The 390-nt window shown below is 62.6% G+C and carries 1 protein-coding gene; it reads right to left on the reverse strand.

The genetic code is table 11. The annotated features are described in order from the left end of the window. A partial coding sequence (locus FJV41_RS56560) for an alanyl-tRNA editing protein (RefSeq protein ID WP_497812695.1) occupies positions 1–390 on the reverse strand: 390 nt, incomplete at both ends.

Genomic DNA, 390 nt, shown 5'->3' on the forward strand with positions numbered 1-390 from the left:
GCCTTTACTAACGCCAGTAGCGCACTGGCGTCCGGCAGCGCGGCGCTATTCCTGCTGGTAAAGGTTATCCGCCCTTCGCCGGGCCAGTGGTGCGCTTTCACCGGTTGCCAGCCAAGCTGTTCGCCCGCCAGGCCAAGCAGGTGGCCGACAGAATGCAGACGAGCATGCAGCTGTCTCGCGGAGGCATCAATTTTCATCTCCACTTCACCGAGGGGAAGGGGTTGCGACAGAATATGCAGCACCCTTTCGCCGCGCACAGCCACCGTCTCAACCACCTGCCCGGCAATCCATCCACGGTCCGCCGGTTGACCGCCCCCTTGCGGGTGAAACAGCGTCCGATCCAGTTCGATGGCGTAACGGCCATCCGCTTCTGCAGTGCAGGCGATGATC

The organism is Myxococcus llanfairpwllgwyngyllgogerychwyrndrobwllllantysiliogogogochensis (genome assembly GCF_006636215.1).
GTDB lineage: Bacteria > Myxococcota > Myxococcia > Myxococcales > Myxococcaceae > Myxococcus > Myxococcus llanfairpwllgwyngyllgogerychwyrndrobwllllantysiliogogogochensis.